Source organism: Xanthomonas sp. NCPPB 3569 (genome assembly GCF_041475645.2).
GTDB lineage: Bacteria > Pseudomonadota > Gammaproteobacteria > Xanthomonadales > Xanthomonadaceae > Xanthomonas > Xanthomonas phaseoli.
Genome location: NZ_CM192969.1, coordinates 3,168,611 through 3,186,566, shown reverse-complemented (window position 1 = coordinate 3,186,566; position 17,956 = coordinate 3,168,611). Strand labels below are relative to the sequence as shown.

Sequence of the window (17,956 nt, the reverse complement as noted above, 5' to 3'; positions counted from 1 at the left end):
GAGGTTCCCCGAACCCAGCGCGCAGTGCTTCCTCATTTCCCCTTTCGATAAAGACAAACTCATGAGCAACGAAAACCGTCGTTTCAACGTCGCCGTCGTGGGCGCCACCGGCGCTGTCGGCGAGACCATGCTGAGCATCCTGGCCGAGCGCAACTTCCCGGTCGCCACCCTGTACGCGCTGGCGTCGTCGCGCTCGGCGGGCGGGCAGGTGGAGTTCAATGGCGGCAAGGTCGATGTGCTGGACCTGGCCGAGTTCGACCCCGCCGGCGTGGACATCGCGCTGTTCTCCGCTGGCGGCAGCGTGTCCAAGGAATACGGCCCCAAGTTCGCCGCGGCCGGTGCGGTGGTGATCGATAACTCCTCGGCCTTCCGTTACGACGACGACGTGCCGCTGGTGGTGTCCGAGGTCAACCCGGAGGCGCTCAAGCAGCGCCCGCGCGGCATCATCGCCAATCCCAATTGCTCGACCATGCAGATGCTGGTGGCGCTGGGCCCGATTCACCGCAAGTACGGCATCGAGCGCATCAATGTGGCGACCTACCAGTCGGTCTCCGGCGGCGGGCGTTCGGCGATGGAAGAACTGGGCAAGCAGACCAGCGAGCTGCTGAGCTTCCAGGACATCGATCCGCAGCGTTTCCCGGTGCAGATCGCCTTCAACCTGATCCCGCACATCGACGACTTCCAGGACAACGGCTACACCAAGGAAGAGATGAAGCTGGTCTGGGAAACCCGCAAGATCCTCGGCGACGACAGCATCCAGGTGAATCCCACCGCGGTGCGCGTGCCGGTGTTCTACGGCCATTCCGAAGCGGTGGCGATCGAGACCCGCGACAAGATCACCGTGGAAGCGGCGCGCGCGCTGCTGGAAGCATCGCCCGGCGTGGAAGTGGTGGACGAGCGCAAGCCCGGCGGCTACCCGACCCCGGTCACGCATGCGTCCGGCAAGGATGCGGTGTTTGTCGGTCGCATCCGCGAAGACTTCTCGCATCCGCGTGGCCTGAACCTGTGGATCGTCTCCGACAACATCCGCAAGGGCGCCGCGCTCAACGCCGTGCAGTTGGCCGAACTGGTCGCACAGGAAGGCTGAGGGGCACGACAAAAACGGCCGCGCAGTCGCCATCGGCGCGCGCGGCCCGTGCATGGTGCAGCAGGCACCGCCCGGTCACTGCGGTTCACTGCGGTGCTGAGCGCGCCGGTTGCACCTGCATGAGGACTGGTCGCTTCACGCGGTTGGCGGCTCTACACCGCCGTGCACATGCACGAGCATGTCGGCGCGCAATGATGCTTTCCAGACAGGCGCACCGCGAGCAAGCGCTCTGGCAGGGTGCGCGCCGACGCGTAGAAGGTCTGCTCGATTCTCAACCAAGCTCCAACCTGCACGCGCGCTGCCCGTCGCGTGCCTGCAGACATGCGTACGTGCGCGTGTCGCCTGCTATCGCACGCCCTACGCGTCGAGGGGTCTTGCAGCTTGCGCGAGCCGTCACGCCGCCCGCCGCTCGCACACGCCATTGCTTGCAGAGGACGCGACATTGGTGTCACATCGTGGCATCGCGCAGTTCGTGACGTTGCACCACGCAATCTGCCGACAAACCGTTGCGCGCTGGAGACCTCGCGCAGTGCGAGCGCCCATCAACGCTTGCCTGTTTGCAGTGGCCACGCATGCATGCCGCACTGCGGCAGCGTCGCTGGCGCAGCGCTCTGGATCACGGCACCGACTTTTTCGCTCATTCAGCGGCTATATTGATGCCCATGAAACATAGGGGCGGGGGCGCGATGCGTCCGATACAAGGGATAGGTGCGTTGCTGCTGATGGCCTGCAGCGGCGCCGCAATGGCGTTGGGGCTGGGCGATATCCGGGTGCTGTCCAAGCCCGGGCAACCGCTGGTGGCCGAGATTCCGGTCATCTCCAACGAGCCGGGCGAGCTCGACAACGCGCGCGTGGCGCTTGCATCGGCCACCACGTTTGCGCGGGTCGGCCTGGAGCGCCCACAAGGGCTGGTCAGCAATCTGCAGTTCCAGTTCGCGCAGGACGCACGCGGGCGGGCAGTGATCCGCGTCACCAGCAGCCAGGCGGTGGACCAGCCGGCCATCAACTTCCTGATCGAGGTGGAGTGGGGCCAGGGCCGGCTGGTGCGCGAATATTCCGCCTTGGTCGATGCGCCCAATACCGCGGCCGCCATCGCCGAGCCGGCCATCGAAGCGCCGCGTGCCGGTTCCAGCAATGCGATTGCACGCGAGCCGGCGCCGGTCGCCGACCGCACCGCGCAAGACAACGCCAGCGCCGAACCGGCCGCACGTGCGACTGCCAGTGCGTCTGCCGGGTCTGCGACGCAGGCCGGCGATGCGTTGCCGGCCGTGCGCGCGGGCCAGACCTTGTCGGAGATCGCCGCGGTAGTGGCGCGTTCCAGCGGGCATTCGCTGGACCAGACCATGCTGGCGTTGCTGCGCACCAATCCGGACGCCTTCATCAACGGCAACATCAACCGCCTGAAGCAGGGCGCGGTGCTGCGCACGCCGCAGGAAGACGCACTTGCCCAGGTCGGTGCGGCCGAAGCGGCGGTCATGGTGCGCGAGCAGGCCGCGCAGTGGCGGCAGGCGCGATCGGCGGTGCCGCAACCGGCCGAGGCCGGCGCTGCCGCTACCGCCACGCCGCCGCCCGCCACGCCTGCCGCAGCGTCCGGCAACGGCGCGCGGCTCGAAATCGCCCCTGCAGTGGCGAGTCAGACCAACACCGCCGGCGTCACGTCCGGCACCAGTGCCGAAGGCGAGGGCGAGATGGCGGCCAATCAACAATTGCAACAGGCCAAGGAAGACATCGCCACCCGCGATGCGGAATTGCAGGACCTGCGGACCCGCGTGGCGGATCTGGAAAAGCTCAAGCAGCAACAGCAAGCGCTGATCGCCATGAAGGACAGCGATCTGGCGGCCGTGCAAAAACGCCTGTCGGAAACTCCGGCGGCCGCACAACAGGGCGGCGGTTTTCCGCTGTGGTTGATCGGCGGGCTGGTGTTGATCGTCGCTGCCGTGGTGGCGTGGCTGGCCGCGCGCCGCCGCAAACCCTCGCCGCTGCCGCCGTTGCCGCGTCGGCAGTTCGACTTCGTCCTGCCTGGCGCACCGGTGCAGGCCGCCGAACCGCAAGACGCGACGCCAACCACCGAGCCCAGCGAGCGCGATGTGGTGCACGAGACCGAATTCGAGCAGGCCGATCTGCGCGACGAAGAGCGCGCCCATGACACGCAGCAACCGTTGTCGGAGGTGTTGCGTCGCGAGCCGCTGCCGTCCGAGCCGGCTGCTGCACCCATGGCGGTCAACAGCGACGACTGGCGTGCGCTGCGTGCCGCACCGCCGGTGGTGGCAACGCCGCCGCAGCACACCACGCCCGTCGACGAGGCGCAGGCCCCGCCGCAACCGGCGTCCGAAGCTGTGGAAACGCGCCACGCAGATGTCGCGCCCACGATCGGCGATGTTCCGTCGAACGCCTCCCCGGTCGCGGTGGCCACGCAAGACAGCCTGGATTTCGAACGTGCGCCTGCGGCACCGAGTGCCGCGCCCAGCGCGTCGGCCAGCCGGGGCATCGCCTCGGCCGGGCGCGATCGCCTGGAACTGGCGGTGGCCTACATGGACCTGGGCGACAAGGACACCGCGCGCGGCCTGCTGCTGGAAGTTGCCGCCACCGGCGACGACGCCACGCGCGCCGAAGCGGCCGAGCTGCTGGAACGCCTGGCATGAGCCCGGCGATCGACTGCCTGCCCGCGCAGACAGGCGCCGCACGCGAGCGCCGGATCGATTATGTGGAGTTCGCCTCCATCGATCCGGATGCCAGTCGTGCGTTTTTCGAAGCGGTGTTCGGTTGGCAATTCCAGGCCTACGGCCCGGATTACCTGGCCTTCAACGATGGCCGCCTGGACGGCGGCTTCTACCGTGCAGCCGCGCCGGCGCCGGAACAGGGTGGGCCGTTGGTGGTGCTGTATGCGGACGCGTTGGCCCCGGTAATGGAGCGCGTGCGTGGCGCAGGCGGGGAGATCGTCAAGCCGATATTCGGTTTTCCGGGCGGCAGCCGGTTTCATTTCCGCGAGCCCGGCGGCACCACCTTGGCCGTGTGGTCCGAGCATAGCGTCGGGTCCGACGACTGAGCACGCACCTGCGCGCTGGCCGCACGCGCGTTGCCGCGGCTCGGCACCCACCAGGCAATGCGGCTCGTACACTTCACCTTCTTTGCGGCGGCGGGGCTGGGCTGGCAATCGCCTGCGCTGGCGGTGGCATGACCGGCGCGCGGATTTCTTCGATTCACTCATAGGGCAGATACCGATGCGTTACGCGCTGGGCGTGGAATACGACGGCAGCGAGTTCCAGGGCTGGCAGCAGTTGGGCGAGCATGGCGGGCCGAGCGTGCAGGCCAGCCTGCAGGCAGCCTTGTCGTCGGTCGCCGATGCGCCGGTGCAGGTGGTCTGCGCCGGGCGCACCGACGCCGGCGTGCATGGCGAATGCCAGGTGGTGCATTTCGACAGCGACGCACGCCGCGAGCCGCGTGGCTGGATGCTGGGCACCACTGCGCGCCTGCCGCCGTCGATCGCCGTGCGCTGGTGCGTGCCGGCAGCCGATGACTTCCATGCGCGCTTTTCCGCGTGCGCGCGTCGTTACCGCTATCGCCTGCTCAATCGGCAGATTCGCCCGGCGCTGTATCGGCAGACCCTGAGCTGGGAGCGTCGCCCGCTCGATGCCGATGCCATGCATGCGGCAGCACAGGCGTTATTGGGCGAGAACGATTTCAGCGCGTTCCGCAGCGTGCAATGCCAGGCCTTGCACGCACGCCGTCACCTGCAAGCCATCCACGTGCAGCGTATCGGCGAGGTGGTGGAGGTGCAGGTCCAGGCCAATGCATTCCTTCATCACATGGTGCGGAATATTGTGGGCTCGCTGATTTTGGTCGGTACCGGCGAGCAGCCGGCCGACTGGATCGCGACGTTGCTCGCCGGACGCGACCGCACTGTGGCCGGCCCGACAGCGCCGCCACAGGGTCTGGTGTTTATCGGACCTCTGTATCCTGCAGAGTGGCATCTGCCTGCTGAGGTGACCCAATGAATCGATCGCTGTACCGCACCCGTATCAAGTTTTGTGGCATGACCCGCGCCGGCGATATCCGGCTGGCCGGCGAGCTGGGTGTGGACGCGGTAGGTTTCATCTTTGCGCATGGCAGCCCCCGGCGCGTTGCGCCGGCAGAGGCGCGCGCGATGCGCCAGGCGACTGCGCCGATGGTCGATGTGGTGGCGTTGTTCCGCAACAATTCCAAGGAAGAGGTGCGCGAAGTGGTGCGCACCGTGCGCCCGACCTTGTTGCAGTTCCATGGCGAGGAAGACGACGCGTTCTGCCGCAGCTTCAACCTGCCGTATCTCAAGGCGGTGCCGATGGGCAGCAGCGGCGTGAATGGCGAAGATGCCAACGCGCGTACGCTGCAGTTGTCCTATCCCAATACCGCTGGTTTCCTGTTCGACAGCCATGCGCCCGGCGCGGGCGGCGGCACCGGCAAGACCTTCGACTGGTCGCGCCTGCCCACCGGCTTGCATCGTCCGTTCCTGTTGGCCGGCGGCATCAACGCCGACAACGTGTTCGACGCCATCGTGGCCACCTTGCCCTGGGGGGTGGACGTTTCCAGTGGCGTGGAGCTGGCGCCGGGCATCAAGGACGGCCACAAGATGCGCAAGTTCGTCGAGGAAGTGCGGCGGGCGGATTGTCACGACATGTCGTGAGGGTGGGATTTGGGATTCGGGATTGGGGATTCGTAACAGCAGGCGCGTGACGCGGCTGGGTCGTTTGGATAGCTATCAGTGTGCGTGCGCGTAGCATGCTTTCCGAATTCCGAATAACGATCAGCAATCATTAATCAGCCCTCAGCGACCTTCCCGCACGTTGCGTTCATCTCGCTGGATACAGTCGCGGTTTCGCCATTTAAGGCGGTTTAACGAGCGTTCGCGCGCTAGATGGCGTTCCTTCAGGCTGAGCCGCGACTGACGTCTTTGTGTCTTCTGGCTAGTTGTGCCGATGCGTGGCCTTCCGCTCGGCAGGTATAGCTCCTGACGGTACACACGCTCGTCGCGAGGCGTGGGCGGGCGATGCAGTGTTGCAACGAACATCTGCGATAGCCGCTCAGGCGTTCGTTGCACCCATGGCCAGAGACATGTGCTGATCTTCCGCCAGCGCTTTGCCTAGCCAACCCGCCAGCCGTTCGATGCGTGGATCCGGGTTGCGCTTGGCGGCGCACAGCACCCAGCGGCCGGGCGTGGCGGTGAAGCCCCATGGCGCCAGCAGGCGCCCGGCTGCCAGGTCCGCGGCGACCAAGGGCTGCGGCGCAATCGCGATTCAAGGCCAGCGGCAGCGGCTTCCAGCAGATACACCAGGTGTTCGAATTCGGTGCCGAAGTGCAACCCCTCAGGTGCCAGCCCGTGCGCCTGGGCCCATTCCGGCCAGGCCTGCGGGCGCGAGCGGGTGTGCAGCAGCGCGTGATCGCCGAGCGCGGCCGGGCCGCTCCCCTCGATCTGCAGGGTGGATGCGAGCTGGGGGCTCAACACCGGCCCGATCCACTCCACGCCCAGGGTGCGGACCTGCCACTCGCTCGGCCAGGGCGGGGTGTCCAGCAGCAGGGCAGCATCCAGGCCGTCCAGGTCCGGGCCGGGCGGTTGTTCGCTGGCCGACAGATGCAGGCGCACATCCGGTAGCTCTTGCTGCAGCAGTCCTAGGCGCGGAATCACCCAGCGCGCCAGCAGGCTGCCCGAACACCCGAGCACCAGCGGCGCTTCGGTGGCCGGGCGTTGCAATGCCGCCCAGGCCTGACTAATCAGGCCAAAGCCTTCGCCAGTGGCATCGCGTAGCCGAACGCCCGCCGCGGTCAGCACCAGGCCGCGGCCCTGGCGCGCAAACAGCGCGGTGCCCAATGCCTGTTCCAGGGAGCGCACGTGCCGGCTGATGGCGCCATGGGTGACGTGCAGTTCCTGGGCAGCACGGCTGACGCTCTGCAGGCGCGCGGCAGCGTCGAACGCACGCAGCGCTGCCAGCGGAGGAAGCAAGGTGCTCATGTGTGATTCCAGCTCACAGGTTGCGGCAATCTCATCGATTTATCCCGTGCCGCGGCTGCGCTAGAGTGACGCTTCTCGTATGACGCATTGCTGCAGAGGATTTCCATGTCGGCCCAGCCCATCAGTGACTTTTACGCCTATCCGGATGCTGCCGGCCACTTCGGCAAGTTCGGTGGCCGTTTCGTCGCCGAAACCTTGATCGGCCCGCTGCAGGAACTGTCCGCTGCCTACGATCAGGCGCGGCAGGACCCGAGTTTCATTGCCGAATACGACAAGGACCTCAAGCACTACGTCGGCCGTCCCAGCCCGATCTACCATGCCGAACGGCTCAGCCGTGAAGTGGGTGGGGCGCAGATCCTGCTCAAGCGCGAAGACCTGAACCACACCGGCGCGCACAAGATCAACAACACCATCGGCCAGGCCTTGCTGGCCAGCCGCATGGGCAAGACCCGCATCATTGCCGAGACCGGAGCTGGCCAGCACGGCGTTGCCAGTGCCACCGTGGCCGCACGCCTGGGCCTGGAATGCGTGGTCTATATGGGCGCCACCGATATCGAGCGGCAGAAGATCAACGTCTACCGCATGAAGCTGCTCGGCGCCACGGTGATCCCGGTGACCTCCGGCTCGGCCACGCTCAAGGACGCGCTCAACGAAGCCATGCGCGACTGGGTGACCAACGTGCGCGACACCTTCTACATCATCGGCACCGTGGCCGGCCCGGACCCGTACCCGCGCATGGTGCGCGACTTCAACGCCATCGTCGGCCGCGAGGCGCGCGAACAGATGCTGCAGGACTATGGCCGGCTGCCGGATGCGATCAGTGCCTGCGTGGGTGGCGGCAGCAATGCGATCGGTCTGTTCCATGCCTTCCTCAACGATCCGGGCGTCAAGATCTATGGCGCCGAAGCGGCCGGCGACGGCATCGCCACCGGCCGGCATGCCGCCTCCATCGCCGCAGGTCGCCCGGGCGTGCTGCACGGCAACCGCACCTACGTGATCTGCGACGACGACGGCCAGATCACCGAGACGCATTCGATTTCCGCTGGCCTGGATTACCCCGGCGTGGGCCCGGAGCATTCGTTTCTGTCCGACAGCGGTCGCGCGGTGTACCAGGGCATCACCGACGACGAGGCGATGGCGGCCTTCCATCTGCTGGCGCATACCGAAGGCATTCTGGCCGCGCTGGAGTCCAGCCATGCGGTGGCGCAGTCGATCAAGCTGGCGCGCGAGCTGCCCAGGGATGCGCTGGTGTTGTGCAATCTCTCCGGGCGTGGCGATAAGGATGTGCATACCATCGCGGCGCGCGAGGGAATCGCGCTTTAAGCGTGGCTGCGGCTAACGCTCTCTCCGGATGCAGGGACGCGGCGATGCTCGAAGGAATGCTCCAGTTGGTGGCCGAGGTGCTGCTGCAGGCCTTGACCGAGCTGCTGATCGAACTTGGCCTGCACGCTGTCGCCGAGTCGTTCGAGCGCAGGCCCTCGCAGGGGCTGGCAGCGGTCGGCTACGCAATCGCGGGTGCGTTGCTTGGCGGTGTCAGTCTCTGGCTGCTGCCGCAGCACCTCACCGCAACCCACGGCGCGCGACTGGCAGCGCTAGTGATCGTACCGCTAGTCGCCGGTGGGCTGATGGCCGCGCTTGGTGCGTGGCGTGCGCGGCGCGGCGACCCGGTGCTGCGCATCGATCGATTTTCCTACGGCTACCTGTTTGCGCTGTGCTTTGCGCTGATGCGGTATTTCTTTGCCACCTGAGGTTCCATGGCGGCTGGCTTTCCTCCCTTGTTCGAGTGATTTCATGCGTCGTATCGATTCCCGCTTCGCCGAGCTGCGTGCCAATGGGCGCAAGGCACTGATCCCTTTCATCACCGCCGGCGACCCATCGCTGGAAGCCACCGTGCCGGTGATGCACGCGCTGGTGCGCGCCGGTGCCGATGTGATCGAGCTGGGTGTGCCGTTCTCCGACCCGATGGCCGACGGCCCCACCATCCAGCGCAGCTCCGAGCGCGCGCTGGCACGTGGCGCCGGCCTGGCGTATGTACTGGAAGCGGTGCACGAGTTTCGCCGCGAAGATGCCACCACGCCGGTGGTGCTGATGGGCTACCTCAACCCGATCGAGATCCATGGCACGCGACGCTTCGCCGAAGCCGCGGTCGCCGCGGGCGTGGATGGTGTGCTGCTGGTCGACCTGCCGCCGGAAGAAGCCGGCGAAACGCGCACCATCTTCACCGAGGTCGGCTTGGCGCTGATCGCACTGGCTTCGCCCACCACCAGCGAGCAGCGCCTGGACATGCTGTGCAGCACCGCGCAGGGCTATCTGTACTACGTCAGCTTTGCCGGCGTCACCGGCGCCTCCAATCTGCTCGACACCCACGCCGCCAGCGACCGCCTGCGCCAGCTGCGCCAGCGGGCCGGCGCGCCGGTGGTGGCCGGCTTCGGCATCAAGGATGCGGCCAGTGCCGCTGCCATGGCCGTGGATGCCGATGGCGTGGTGGTGGGCAGCGCCCTGGTCGCCGCGTTGGCGGAAGCAGGCGAGGTCCGCAGCGCCCGTGAGCGCGCCGAAGCGTTCCTTGCCCCACTTCGGCAGGCGCTGGATCACCGCTAACGCCAGACCTCAGGACCTTCTCGCGTGGATGCACGGGGCTTCGCCCGCACCCTCATCCACCCCTGCGGGGTACCGTCTCTCCCATCTGCGAGGACAATGTCCCGATCGGAGAAGGAATCAAAGCCCCGCTCCTGCGGGAGGGGGGAGGTGAGGGGACGGGCGAAGCAGCGCCGGGCTGGGCGAAGGCGTTGACAGCCATTGAACACACGGTGCCCCGCAGCATGCCAACCTGCTGCATATCGCCCGACAGCTTGCACCACAACGCTCCGCCACAGCGGCAACCCGCCATGTCCGGCGCGCTGCACCAGCCTGGGGCGCTGCGTTAGACTGTCGCCCCTCTGCGGCCCGCCAGGCCGCCCTGCATGGATTGTCATACACGCATGAGCTGGCTCAGCAAATTGATGCCCTCCGGCATCCGCACCGAAAACACACCGGCCAAGAAGCGCAGCGTCCCCGAGGGCCTGTGGGAAAAGTGCAGCAATTGCGGGAGCGCGCTGTACGGCCCGGAACTCGAAGAGAACCTCGAGGTGTGCCCGAAGTGCGATCACCACATGGCGATCCGCGCCCGCGCGCGCCTGAATTCGCTGTTCGACCCGGACACCGCGACCACTGAAATCGCCGCGCAGCTCGGGCCGGTCGACGCGCTCAAGTTCAAGGACCAGAAGCGCTACGGCGAACGCATCAAGGCCAGCCAGAAGGCCAGCGGCGAATACGACGCGCTGATCGCCATGCGCGGCACGCTCAAGGGCAATCCGCTGGTCGCCGCTGCGTTCGATTTCGCCTTTATGGGCGGCTCGATGGGGTCGGTGGTCGGCGAGCGCTTTGCGCGCGCGGCCGAAGTGGCGCTGGAAGTCGGCTGCCCGTTCGTGTGCTTTTCCGCCAGTGGCGGCGCGCGCATGCAGGAAGGCCTGTTCTCGCTGATGCAGATGGCCAAGACCTCGGCCGCGCTCGGCCGCCTGCGCGAAGCCGGCCTGCCGTATATCTCGGTGCTGACCCATCCCACCACCGGCGGCGTGTCGGCCTCGTTCGCGATGCTTGGCGATATCAACATCGCCGAGCCGCATGCGCTGATCGGCTTTGCCGGCCCGCGCGTGATCGAACAGACCGTGCGCGAAACGCTGCCGGAAGGTTTCCAGCGCTCGGAGTTCCTGCTGGATCACGGCGCCATCGACCAGATCTGCGACCGCCGCCAGATGCGCGACCGCATCGCCGAGCTCACCGCGATGATGATGCGGCAGCCGCATCCGCAAGACGCCGACGCCGCATGAGCGCACGCAAGTATTTCGGCACCGACGGCATCCGCGGCCGGGTCGGGCAGGGCGTGATCTCGGCCGATTTCGTGCTGCGCCTGGGCAATGCGCTTGGCCGTGTGCTGACCCGGGGCCGCAGCAAGCGGCCGTTGGTGCTGATCGGCAAGGACACCCGCATTTCCGGCTACATGTTCGAAGCGGCGCTGGAAGCCGGCCTGGTTGCCGCCGGGGCCGACGTGCAGCTGATCGGACCGATGCCGACCCCGGCCATCGCCTTTCTGACCAGCACGCTACGCGCCGACGCCGGGGTGGTGATCAGCGCCTCGCACAATCCGCATTACGACAACGGCATCAAGTTCTTCTCCGCCGAAGGCGAGAAGCTCGATGACGCCACCGAAGCGGCGATCGAAGCGGCGTTGGACGAGCCGTTCCACACGGTGGACTCGGAGCGATTGGGCAAGGCCATCCGCACGCGTGATGCCATCGGCCGCTATATCGAATTCTGCAAGGCCAGCGTGGCGCGCGGTTTCACCCTGCACGGGCTGAAGATGGTGCTGGATTGCGCGCACGGCGCCACCTACCACATCGCACCCATGCTGTTCCGCGAGCTGGGCGCCGACGTGGTGGTCATCGGCGCTGCGCCGGACGGGCTCAACATCAACGCCGGTGTGGGCTCGACCCATATCGAGAATCTCGCTGCCAAGGTGCGCGAGTGCGGTGCGCACCTGGGCATCGCCTTCGACGGCGACGGCGACCGCGTGCTGATGGCCGACGACCAGGGCAACCCGGTCGATGGCGACGATCTGCTGTACGTGCTCGCGCGCTCGTGGCAGGCCAGCGGCCGGCTGGCGGGTACCGTGGTCGGCACCTTGATGACCAATTACGGTCTGGAACAGGCATTGGCTGCACTGAACATCCCGTTCCAGCGCGCCAAGGTCGGCGACCGCTACGTGCATCAGGCCCTGGTCGAAGGCGGCGGCACCTTGGGCGGCGAAACGTCCGGTCACCTGTTGTGCCTGGACCGTGCCAGCACCGGCGATGGCATCGTCAGTGCGCTGCAGGTGCTCGAGGCGCTGGGTCGCGACGGGCAGAGCCTGCGCGAGGCGCTGGGCAGCCTGAGCAAGGTGCCGCAGAAGACCGTCAACGTGCGCCTGGATGGCGGTACCGCCAAGGCCATTGTGGAAGCGGCCAACGTGCGCCAGGCATTGCAGCAGGCGCAGGCCGCCGTGCAAGGCCGTGGCCGCGCGTTCCTGCGTCCGTCGGGCACCGAGCCGGTGGTGCGGGTGACCGTCGAAGCCGACGACGCCGGCCTGATGCAGGACACGCTCGACCGGCTCTCGGGTGCAGTGCGTGACGCGGCGTGAGTCGATCGTCATTGGCGTCTGCGTGGTCATCGCCAAGGCCGCGACGTTTTACCTGTTGTATCGCCTGCTGATCTGACCAGCAGGTTTCTCTCGACCTTTCGACCTTGACTGCAGACATCCGTATGAGCGCGCGCATCCCCACGCTGGACATCACCCGTTTCGACACCGACCGCGACGCCTTCGTCGCCGAGCTCGGAGCGGCTTACCGGCAGTGGGGCTTTGCCGGCATCCGCAATCACGGTATCGCCCAGGCCGACATCGATGCCGCCTACGACGTGTTCAAGGCGTTCTTCGCGTTGCCGGAAGCGACCAAGCGCCGTTATCACGTGGAAGGCAGCGGTGGCGCGCGCGGCTACACCGCGTTCGGCGTGGAAACCGCCAAGGATTCCAAGCACTTCGACCTCAAGGAGTTCTGGCACATCGGCCGCGAGATCGCGGACGATTCGCCGTATCGCGCAGTGATGCCGCCGAACCTGTGGCCCAGCGAAGTGCCGGGTTTCCGCGAGCGCGGCTACCAGCTGTACCAGCAGCTCGATCAGCTGGGTTCGCGCGTGCTGTCGGCGCTGGCGCTGCATATCGGCCTGCCGCAGGACTACTTCGTCGACAAGACCAACAACGGCAATTCGATCCTGCGGCCGATCCATTACCCGCCGATCACCAGCGACGACATCCCCAACGTGCGTGCCGGTGCGCATGGCGACATCAATTTCATCACCTTGCTGGTGGGCGCCAGTGCCGCCGGCCTGGAAGTGCGTTCCCACGATGGCGAGTGGGTGCCGTTCACTGCCGACGCCGACACCATCGTGGTCAACATCGGTGACATGCTGCAGCGCCTGACCAACCACGTGTATCCGTCCACCATCCACCGTGTGGTCAATCCGCCGGGCGAGCAGGCGCGCCAGCCGCGCTATTCGGTGCCGTTCTTCCTGCACCCCAATCCGGATTTCCTGATCGACGTGTTGCCCTCGTGCATCAGCGCCGACAATCCCAGCCGTTATCCGGAGCCGATCACGGCGCATGGCTTCCTGGAAGAGCGTCTGCGCGAGATCAAGCTGAAGTGATCCGGCGCCAGCGCCGGCACGCATCGCCCGTCGCCGGTAGCCGCGCTCGCAGCACCCACCGGTGACCGGTGCCGCACTTCTGTTCAGAAAATCCCGCTCGCGTCTGGTTAAAGCTTGCGTTCACTCGGGCCGATAACCGAGGCTAATCGCTAGCGCGACGTCGGACTCGCCTGGCGCTCCGCTGCCGATTGCACAAGGCTGGGGGCGTGCGCATGCGATGGATCAAATGGCTGGGTGTCGTGTCGGTGCTGGTGGCCTGTGCTGCCGTGGGATCGGTGTCGGCGACAGCGGTCAGTGTGACCGTCGCCGATGCCGGCGGCGTGCTGGTCGATGCGGTCGTGAGCCTGGAGCCGGCGCGGCCTGCTCCGCCAGCCGCCAGCAAGACTGCGGAGATGGATCAGGTCAATTCGCAGTTCGTGCCTGCCGTGCTGGCGGTGCGCACCGGCACCCTGGTGCGCTTTCCGAACAACGATCAGATTCGCCATCAGGTGTATTCGTTCTCTCCGGCCAAGCGCTTCGAGCTGCCGCTGTTTCAAGGCACCACCGCGACGCCGGTGCGTTTCGATCAGGCGGGTCTGGTCACCATAGGCTGCAACATCCACGATTGGATGCTGGGATACATCGTGGTGCTGGACACGCCGTATTTCGGCAAAACCGGCAGCGATGGCCGTGCCCAGCTGGAGGCGCCTGCCGGCACTTACACGCTGCGGGTCTGGCACCCGCGCATCAAGGGCGCTGCCACCAGCGAGCCGTTGGTGATCGCACGCGAGCAGGTGCAGCGCCGCGTGACCCTGCAGACCACCGGCACCGCGCCGGCCGTGGCGCCACCGGATGCGCGCGTGCGCGCGCTGCAGGACAAGTTCCGTAACGCCGACTCGAAGAAGCCGCGCCCATGAGGTCGATGCGCCTGCATACCCGCATCGCGGCCTTGCTGGTGCTGGTCGTGCTTGCCACGCAGGCGCTGACCTTCCTTGCCGTGCAGGTGGCGACCGAGCGCAGCGTCAAGGCCCAGCTTGGCGAAGAGCTGGAGATCGGGCAGCGGGTCTGGCAACGCATCAACATGCGCCGCGACGAACAGCTGCTGCAGTCGGCGTCGGTGCTGGCCGACGATTTCGGGTTTCGTGCGGCCGTTGCAAGCGGCGATGTGCCGACCATGCAATCGGCCCTGCGCAACCACGCCGCGCGCATGTCGGCGCAAACCGCGCTGTTGTTGTCGCCCGATGGGCAATTCCTGACCGGCCTGGCCGACGTCCCGCAGGCCGAACAATTGCGTGCGGTGCAGGCATTGCTGCAACAAGCGCAGCGCGATGGACGCGCGGTCGGTGTGGTGGCGCTGAATCAACACATCGTGCGGTTGGCGGTGGTGCAGGTGCTGGCGCCGAACCGGGTGGGCTGGATTGGGATCGGCAACGAATCCGGCGATGGCCTGGCGCAGGATTTCCGCACCACCACCGGGCTGGATGCGACCTTCTTCACTGATGGCCCGCCAGTGCGCGTGCTGGCCTCCACCCTGGAGCCCTCGGCGCGCGCCCAGTTTGCGCAGCAATTGCCCCTGGTCGAGAAGGTGCAGGCTGCATCGATCCCGCTGACGCTGGACCAGGCGCGCTATCTGGTCAGGCTGCAATCGATCCAGGGCGACAGCCAGGTGCGGGTGGCGTTGCAGGCATCGCTGGATCGCGCCATCGCGCCGTACCGCATCCTCAAGCTGCGGATCCTGCTGCTGGCAGGCTTGGCCACGGTCGCTGCATTGGGTGTGGCGATTTTTCTTGCGCGCAGCGTGAGCAAACCCGTTGCGCAACTGGTGCAGGCCGCACGGCGCATTCAGCGCGGCGATTACCGCACCGCCGTGCAGGTGCCGCCGGGCCGTGAACTCGCCGAACTGGCAGACAGTTTCGGGCGCATGCAGCACCAGATCGCCAGCCGCGAACAACACATCCTGCATCAGGCCCGCCATGACGCCTTGACCGGGTTGCCGAACCGGATCTGGTTGCTGGAGCGTTTGAAGGACGTGGTGGATCAGACTGTGGCATCCGGTGGCACTGCCGCGGTGCTGATCCTGGATCTGGAGCGCTTCAAGGAACTCAACGACAGCCTGGGCCACGATTTCGCCGACCAGGTGTTGGTGGAAGCCGGACGCCGGCTCGTCGATGTGGTGCAAGAGCCCAACCTGGTGGGTCGGCTGGGCAGCGATGAATTCATGGTGGTGGTGGCGCAAGCCGATGCGGCCAGCGTGCAGCAGGATGCGCAGCGCCTGCTGCTGCAGTTGCGCCGCCCGCTGGTGTTGCCGCAGGCGCGCATCCAGCTCGAAGCCAGCATCGGCATCGCCTTGATTCCCGAGCACGGCGCCGACCCGGACACCTTGTTGCGCCGCGCCGACATCGCACGGCGGCAGGTCGGTACGACGGCCACCTTCGGCGCCAGCGTCTACCGCATGGGCCAGGACGAACAGCATCTGCGGCGTTTGCGCCTCACCGGCGATCTGCGTCAGGCCATCGGCGCCAATGAACTCACCTTGCGCTTCCAGCCCAAGATTTGTCTGCGCACCGATCGTGTCGAACAGGTCGAAGTGCTGGTGCGCTGGCATCATCCGGTGCTCGGGCCGATCGGTCCGGACGAATTCATCCCGCTTGCCGAACACTCCGGCGTGATCCATCCGCTCACCCGCTTCGTACTGGACGAAGCGCTGCGCTGCCAGGCGCAATGGCGCAAGCAGGGGCTGGAACTGGGCATGGCCATCAATCTGTCCGCACTGGATCTGTCCGATCCCGGCTTGCCGGACTTCGTCCGCGGCTGCCTGGAGCATCATGCCGTGCCAGCGCAGTCGGTCACGCTGGAATTGACCGAAAGTGCCCTGATGCGCGATGTCGAATTTGCGCTGCACATGCTGCATCAGTTGCGCAGTGTCGGTGTACGCCTGTCCATCGACGACTTCGGCACCGGCTATTCCTCGTTGGCACAACTCAAGCGCATGCCGGTGAACGAACTGAAGATCGACAAGAGCTTCGTCATGCAGTTGGCCGACGGCACCGACGATGCCTTCATCGTCCGCAGCACGATCGATCTGGGACACAACCTGGGGCTGAGCGTCATTGCCGAAGGTGTCGAAAACGCCGCGGCGCTTGCGCTGCTGCGCGGCTACGGCTGCGACATGGTGCAGGGCTATCTGTACTCGCCACCGCTGGAAGCAGCGCCGCTGGTGGCCTGGTGCATGCGCCAACTGGGCATGACCACGCCAGCGCATGCAGGTGTGCAGCGATGAGCGCCCATCTGCGTGTTGCGCTTCTTGCTGCTGCGGCAGCTGGCGTGTTTGCGCCGCTGCATGCCCTGGCCGGCGACGGACGCCTGCTCGCCACCGGCGGCGTATCGATGATCGAAGGCAGTAGCGGCGGCGGCATCGTGCCGTGGGCCACGTTGTCTGGGTACGGCACGCGCGACGAGCTTGGCACCGTCGCGTTCGCAACCCACGTCGACAGCGGCGATTACCGTCTCGACGTGCAGGGCGCCGCGCTCACGGTTGGCAATCGGCTGGAGCTTTCGCTTGCCCGCCAGCGTCTGGATCTGGGCGCCTTGCAGGACCGGCTCGGCTTGCCGTGGAATGCGCTTGGCCAGGACGTGGTCGGTGCCAAGTGGCGCGTGGCCGGCGACCTTGTGTACGGACACGCGCCGCAAGTCAGCTTGGGCGTGCAATACAAGCGCCTGCGCAACGGAACCTTGCCGTTGGCGATCGGTGCGCGCGACGACCACGGCACCGACATCTACGTCAGCGCGAGCCGCCTGTTGCTGCAGGGCGCCGGCGGATATCAGCTACTGCTCAACGGCACCTTGCGCGCTACCCGCGCCAACCAGGCCGGCTTGCTCGGCTTCGGCGGCGATCGCCGCAACAGCTATCGCCTGGTTCCGGAGGTCAGTGCTGCAGTGGTGCTGTCGCCGTCCTGGGCGGTGGGCGTGGAATATCGCGACAAGCCCAATAACCTCGGCTTCGCGCGCGAGCAAGCGTGGGCAGATGCATTCGTCGCCTGGTTCCCCAGCAAGCATGTCTCGTTGACCGCTGCCTGGGCCGATCTTGGCGATATCGCCACGCTTGCCGATCAGCGAGGCCCTTATCTCTCCTTGCAGGTGGCGTTCTGATGAACCGATGGTTGCGCTGGTCGTTGCTCTGCATGCTGGGCCTGACGAGTGCCTGCGCCAGCACGCAAGCGCGGCAGACGCTGTACGACGAACTCGGCGGCCAGGCCGGCATCGAAGCGCTGGTGGAAACCATGCTCTCGCGCATCGCCGACGACCCACGCATCGTCGACAAATTCGCACGCGTCAATATCGTCATGCTCAACGAGCGCCTGGTGCAAAAGTTCTGCCATGTTGCCGACGGCCCATGCCCTGACACCGCCAAGTCGATGCAGCAGGCACATGCGCACCTGGCGATCCGCGAAGGCGACTTCAATGCCTTGGTCGAAGATCTGAACTGGGCCATGGATCAGCGCAAGATTCCGCGCCGCACGCAAAACCGCCTGCTGGCGCGCCTGGCGGCGATGCACGGCGAGATCGTCAATCACTGACAACAGCGGGTGGTTCAGCGCTGGCGGCCAGCGCGTGAGCTGATGCTGGCTTGGACC

General features: G+C 66.6%; 15 protein-coding genes and 1 pseudogene. 15 read left to right on the top strand and 1 reads right to left on the bottom strand.

Annotated elements, in window-relative coordinates; translation table 11 throughout:
• Positions 1-61: 61 nt before the first annotated feature.
• The 5 genes from ACCQ03_RS13910 to ACCQ03_RS13890 all read left to right on the top strand — a co-directional run bounded on the left by ACCQ03_RS13910 (position 62) and on the right by ACCQ03_RS13890 (position 5,747).
• On the top strand, positions 62-1,087 hold the full coding sequence (locus ACCQ03_RS13910) for an aspartate-semialdehyde dehydrogenase (protein ID WP_150146567.1): 1,026 nt from the start codon (positions 62-64) through the stop codon (positions 1,085-1,087).
• Positions 1,088-1,773: 686 nt separating this feature from the next.
• Positions 1,774-3,729: a type IV pilus assembly protein FimV gene (locus tag ACCQ03_RS13905; protein ID WP_459551344.1), complete on the top strand. Its 1,956-nt coding sequence runs from the start codon at positions 1,774-1,776 to the stop codon at positions 3,727-3,729.
• Positions 3,726-4,133, top strand: coding sequence for a VOC family protein (locus ACCQ03_RS13900; protein ID WP_039567208.1), 408 nt, complete (start codon positions 3,726-3,728; stop codon positions 4,131-4,133). The genes ACCQ03_RS13905 and ACCQ03_RS13900 overlap by 4 nt, the downstream gene beginning before the upstream one ends.
• Before the next feature lie 175 nt (positions 4,134-4,308).
• Positions 4,309-5,082, top strand: a complete 774-nt coding sequence (gene truA, locus ACCQ03_RS13895) for a tRNA pseudouridine(38-40) synthase TruA (protein ID WP_209227507.1) — start codon at positions 4,309-4,311, stop codon at positions 5,080-5,082.
• The gene (locus ACCQ03_RS13890) at positions 5,079-5,747 is read left to right on the top strand and encodes a phosphoribosylanthranilate isomerase (protein ID WP_008570953.1); all 669 of its coding nucleotides are present in this window, start codon (positions 5,079-5,081) and stop codon (positions 5,745-5,747) included. Before truA ends, ACCQ03_RS13890 begins: the two co-directional genes overlap by 4 nt.
• A 397-nt stretch (positions 5,748-6,144) precedes the next feature.
• Here the strand turns inward: ACCQ03_RS13890 and ACCQ03_RS13885 are convergent.
• Positions 6,145-7,070 (bottom strand): annotated as a pseudogene (locus tag ACCQ03_RS13885) (LysR family transcriptional regulator).
• A gap of 105 nt (positions 7,071-7,175) precedes the next feature.
• Here ACCQ03_RS13885 and trpB point away from each other — a divergent pair.
• The 10 genes from trpB (at position 7,176) to ACCQ03_RS13835 (ending at position 17,899) form a co-directional block, all read left to right on the top strand.
• Complete coding sequence (gene trpB / locus ACCQ03_RS13880) at positions 7,176-8,393, top strand: tryptophan synthase subunit beta (RefSeq protein ID WP_005914297.1); 1,218 nt, start codon at positions 7,176-7,178, stop codon at positions 8,391-8,393.
• 44 nt (positions 8,394-8,437) lie between these two features.
• Positions 8,438-8,818 carry a hypothetical protein gene (locus tag ACCQ03_RS13875; RefSeq protein WP_209227509.1) on the top strand — a complete coding sequence of 127 codons (381 nt, stop codon included), beginning with the start codon at positions 8,438-8,440 and terminating at the stop codon, positions 8,816-8,818.
• Positions 8,819-8,861: 43 nt separating this feature from the next.
• Entirely contained in the window at positions 8,862-9,668 is an 807-nt protein-coding gene (trpA, locus tag ACCQ03_RS13870) for a tryptophan synthase subunit alpha (RefSeq protein ID WP_057677610.1), read from the top strand.
• Positions 9,669-10,048: 380 nt separating this feature from the next.
• On the top strand, positions 10,049-10,936 hold the full coding sequence (gene accD, locus ACCQ03_RS13865) for an acetyl-CoA carboxylase, carboxyltransferase subunit beta (protein ID WP_003485520.1): 888 nt from the start codon (positions 10,049-10,051) through the stop codon (positions 10,934-10,936).
• A complete protein-coding gene (glmM, locus tag ACCQ03_RS13860) occupies positions 10,933-12,282 on the top strand; it encodes a phosphoglucosamine mutase (protein ID WP_057677609.1) in 1,350 nt (449 codons plus the stop codon). Before accD ends, glmM begins: the two co-directional genes overlap by 4 nt.
• Before the next feature lie 122 nt (positions 12,283-12,404).
• Entirely contained in the window at positions 12,405-13,343 is a 939-nt protein-coding gene (locus ACCQ03_RS13855) for an isopenicillin N synthase family dioxygenase (protein WP_057686979.1), read from the top strand.
• 212 nt (positions 13,344-13,555) lie between these two features.
• Positions 13,556-14,239: a methylamine utilization protein gene (locus ACCQ03_RS13850; RefSeq protein ID WP_057678332.1), complete on the top strand. Its 684-nt coding sequence runs from the start codon at positions 13,556-13,558 to the stop codon at positions 14,237-14,239.
• Positions 14,236-16,602, top strand: a complete 2,367-nt coding sequence (locus ACCQ03_RS13845; protein ID WP_057678331.1) for a putative bifunctional diguanylate cyclase/phosphodiesterase — start codon at positions 14,236-14,238, stop codon at positions 16,600-16,602. Before ACCQ03_RS13850 ends, ACCQ03_RS13845 begins: the two co-directional genes overlap by 4 nt.
• On the top strand, positions 16,599-17,471 hold the full coding sequence (locus ACCQ03_RS13840) for a DUF3034 family protein (protein ID WP_057678330.1): 873 nt from the start codon (positions 16,599-16,601) through the stop codon (positions 17,469-17,471). The genes ACCQ03_RS13845 and ACCQ03_RS13840 overlap by 4 nt, the downstream gene beginning before the upstream one ends.
• On the top strand, positions 17,471-17,899 hold the full coding sequence (locus ACCQ03_RS13835; RefSeq protein WP_017156088.1) for a group I truncated hemoglobin: 429 nt from the start codon (positions 17,471-17,473) through the stop codon (positions 17,897-17,899). The genes ACCQ03_RS13840 and ACCQ03_RS13835 overlap by 1 nt, the downstream gene beginning before the upstream one ends.
• The last annotated feature ends 57 nt before the right edge of the window (positions 17,900-17,956 follow it).